Here is a 3,899-nt window from a genome sequence, read left to right as displayed (position 1 = left end):
ACCTGGCAAGCCGTCGTGTCGCAGGTGTTGGCATACGGATAACGGTGCTCGGACGCCGCATAGGAGCGAGCCGCGACCGCTTGGGCGAAGAGGGCGTGCATGCCGGCGCCTCCGCCCAGAGATCCCCACGAAGCCGGCGACTCCCTGGGTACGACGCCGCGGAGGTAGCCCTCCATCGCCAGGCGGTTCACGCTTCGTTGGTTCCCGCCATCGTCGAACGCGAAGACAGTCCCGCGCAGGTAGCGGCGAGTGCCATCGGGCTCGCACGCCTGCACCATGAGCGTTTGATCGTCGCCGGGGTCGACCGCCGACGCAAAGTTGACCGGACCACTCGCCAGCGTCAGCTGCGTCCACGGTCCTCCGCAACCCGGGCCGTGCTCGACGACGAAGAGGTTGGGCCCGACGCGACGGGCGCGCAGCGCGACGAAGGACCCGAAGGCGGCGTTCGTCTGCAACAGACCCCGATCCTGCATCACCGCAGTCTCGCGGCCGTCGAGGCGGGTGAGCCGGACACCGAGGAGGGGATCGCCGCCCAGGCTCCCCAGGGTCGTGCCGCCGTAGTAGTGGTCCAGGATCTGGCCGTAGGACCAACCGTGGTCAAGGGCATAGCCGAGCGCGCCCCACTGCCCCAGGCCGCGCCCGTGGCCCCAGCCGTGGCCCGAGAGCTCGACGTTGGCCGAGGGGTAGGCGTCGGCCGGCGAGCTGGTCGCGACCACGCCGACCGTCGTCGAGACCAGGGCGACCGCAGCGAGGGCGCGGCGGAACCGACAGGTCATCCTTCCGTTATCGGAAGCTCTCCTCGGGACCTGTACCGCTCAGGAGATGGGCGTCACGGCTCCCGAGGCTTGCTCCGGTCGAGCCTCGCAGGCCTTGTCGACCGGTCGTCGGGACGAAACCGGCGGGTCCAACGCCGTAGTCGCCCGGACGCCTTTTCGAGCACCAGCCGCAGACCGCCGTCGCGGAAGTAATCGCGCACGAGCATGACGTCGACACGCACGCCTCGCGGCTCCGCGGGCCGCACCGACAGATCGCCCCGCAGCTGGGACACCAGCTCGGGGACCAGCAGGTCCGGCGCACGGCGGGGACGGCGACAGAACTGCAAGAGGGGCCGGAGCACCTCCGACCACGCGAAACTCGCCGCCACTGCGCGCGTGTTCTCTCGGCAGCTCGCGGCGAACGCGTCGTCATCGAGAAGGCGCGACATCGCGTGCTCGAGCGCGTCGACGTCGCCCGGTGGAACGGTCAGCCCGAGCTGTCGTTCCTCGATGAGCTCCGCGAGCGCGTCACCTCGAGTGGCGACGATCGGAAGGGACGCCCAGAGGTAGTCGAGCACCCGGGTGCGAAACGAGTACGCCGTCTCCAGATGATCGAGGTGGGTGCTGACGCCAACGTCCGCCTCGAGCAGGAAGTTCTGCCGGTCGTCGTACGCCACCCAGTCCTCGTTGAAGAACACATGGCTTCCCGCGAGGCCGAGCTGCTTGGCGAGGCGGCGAGCCTCGACCGCCATGCGCATCTCGAGGACGTCGGGGTTCGGGTGCCGAAGCCCCATGAAGAAGAGCCGTACATCGGATCTCCGCCGCCGGAGGCCGTCGACCGCGCGGATCAGCGACAGCGGGTCGAACCAGTTGTAGATGCCACCGCCCCACAGGATCACCTTGTCATCCGGCCCGATGCCGGGGATGACCCCCTTGAGGGCCGGCCGCGTCTTCACCGGACGGTCGTCGGAGATGCCGAAGGGCACGACAGAGATGAGCGAACGGAGGGTCTCGTCCTCGTCGTAGGTCACCGGGTTCACCCGACCGAGCGTCGCCAGATGGCCCAGCCAGAAGTCGCGCTGCTTGTCGCTGGCGCAGATGAAGAAGTCACCCCGAAGCAGCTGCTCGTTGAGCACCGCGCTGGCGGCGTGCATCACTCGATGCCGCTTCGCGTCGCGCTCACCTCGTCCCTGCTCGAGCTGCTCCAGATGGATCGGGTCGTAGATGTCGACGACGACGATCTTCTCGGAGTCCCTCAGGTAGGGGCGACTCGCCATCACCCAACCCTGGAAGATGAACACGTCGCACCACCGCTCGGCTTCACGCAGGCCACGGTCGTCGATTGCCGATACGCGGAACCCGTCGGGCTGGGCGACGGTGCACCGGGTCGTGGTGACCAGGCGCACGTCGTGCTCGCGCGAGAGGGCGGACGCGATTTGCCACGCGCGTATGGCGGGACCGGCCATCTTGGGCGTGACCGAGTCCGCGGTGGCAACGACGATCCGGCGCCGAATCGCGGTCATCATTCGTCGTCGAGCGCGTCGACGCGCCAAACGCCGCCGAGAGACACCACGCCGCCGTAGGTCTCGTGGGGGGTCCCCGCCTCGACGTCGAAGCGAAACGCCCGATGTCGGTAGTCGTAGGGGTGAAGGGCCGCGTAGTCGGAGAGCGCGGCCGTGACGTCGTAGGTGCCGGGGAGCAGGAGGAGGCGCTCGACGCGCAGGTCGACCACGCCGGCCCCGTCGATCCAGCCCGGGACGCAGCCGGCCTCGCGCGTGTTGGGGCCGGTGACGTGGACGCCGTCGAGCGAGTGAATCGCCAACCTGAACACCGGCTTCTCGATCGCCTCATCGGTCGCGTAGTGGAAGCGAATGGTCACGGTGTCACCCGTGCGCACCTTCGTCGTCGGAGTGCCTTCCGCGTCGAGCAGCTCGATGCGCTCGATGCGACCCTCACCGGAACCCCAGCGCGCACCCGCGCCATCCACGGCCTCGGCGCGGTCGACGTGCGTCTCGTCGATGTAGTCGTCGATGACCTGGCCGGCAGGACCGAGCGCCCTGAGGTCGCCATGGTCGAGCCAGCCGATCCGGTCGCACATGCTGCGCACCGAGCCCAGCGCGTGGGACACGATGACGATCGTCTTTCCGTCGCGACGGAGCGCGGCGAACTTCTCGCCGCATTTTCGCTGGAACTCCTCGTCGCCCACGGCGAGCACCTCGTCGACGAGCAACACATCGGGCTCGACGTTGATCGCCACCGAGAACCCGAGCCGCACGTACATGCCGGACGAGTAGTTCTTCACCGGTGTGTCGATGAACCGATGGAGCCCGGCGAAGTCCACGATCTCGTCGAACTTGGCATCGAGCTCCCGCTTGCTCAAGCCCAAGATGGTTCCGTTGAGGTACACGTTGTCGCGGCCCGAGAGCTCGGGATGGAACCCGGCACCCAGCTCCAGCAGGGCCGACACCTTGCCTTCGAGGTGGATACGACCCGAGTCCGGCCGGTAGATCCGGGCCATGCACTTCAGGAGCGTGCTCTTGCCCGACCCGTTCTCGCCGATGAGGCCGAAGGTCTCGCCCGCCGCGACATCGAACGACACGTGCCGGACGGCCTCGAACGACTCGAACTTTGCCCGGCCCCGACGCATGAGGGTCGCCTTCAGACTCTGGTTGCGCTCGTGATAGAGACGGAAGCGCTTGGAGACGTCGTCGACCACGATGGCACGTCGTGGCTCTGTCACAGCTCCTCCGCCAGACGCCGTTCGAGCCGGTTGAACACCGCCATGCCTGCGATCAGCGTCGCGACTGCGACACCCACCAGAGCAGCGACATCGCCCAGGGGTGGGACGCGCAAGTTGTACAAGCAGTCGCGGTACGCCTCCACGAAGCGCACCATGGGGTTGAGCTCGTACAGCGTCCGCAGGGGAAGGTCCCAGCCGAGGACCTCGGCGTGACGAGGCACCACCGACAGCGGGTAGACGACCGGCGTGGCGTAGAACCAGAGCTGGATCAGTATCCCGATCAGATGCTGAACGTCGCGAAAGTACACGTTGAGGACGGCGAGCATCAGGGCGATCCCGGTGACGAACACCGTCTGGATCGCCACGAGCAGGATCACCAGGAGCAGCCAGGGCAGCACGAAGTT

At 67.7% G+C, this 3,899-nt stretch carries 4 protein-coding genes; all 4 read right to left on the bottom strand.

Features of this window, described 5'->3' with window-relative positions; genetic code table 11:
- Nucleotides 1-776: stage II sporulation protein (locus E6G06_22025; protein ID TML85459.1), on the bottom strand; the 776-nt coding region annotated here is incomplete at its 3' end.
- 53 nt (nucleotides 777-829) lie between these two features.
- Entirely contained in the window at nucleotides 830-2,278 is a 1,449-nt protein-coding gene (locus E6G06_22020) for a glycosyltransferase family 4 protein (GenBank protein ID TML85458.1), read from the bottom strand.
- Entirely contained in the window at nucleotides 2,278-3,402 is a 1,125-nt protein-coding gene (locus tag E6G06_22015; GenBank protein TML85461.1) for an ABC transporter ATP-binding protein, read from the bottom strand. The genes E6G06_22020 and E6G06_22015 overlap by 1 nt, the downstream gene beginning before the upstream one ends.
- An 89-nt stretch (nucleotides 3,403-3,491) precedes the next feature.
- A complete protein-coding gene (locus E6G06_22010) occupies nucleotides 3,492-3,893 on the bottom strand; it encodes a hypothetical protein (protein TML85457.1) in 402 nt (133 codons plus the stop codon).
- Between the last annotated feature and the right edge of the window lie 6 nt (nucleotides 3,894-3,899).

This window comes from Actinomycetota bacterium (assembly GCA_005888325.1).
Lineage (GTDB): Bacteria > Actinomycetota > Acidimicrobiia > Acidimicrobiales > AC-14 > AC-14.
The sequence above is the reverse complement of the archived record's forward strand: the minus strand, read 5'-3'. Positions and strand labels throughout refer to the sequence as shown.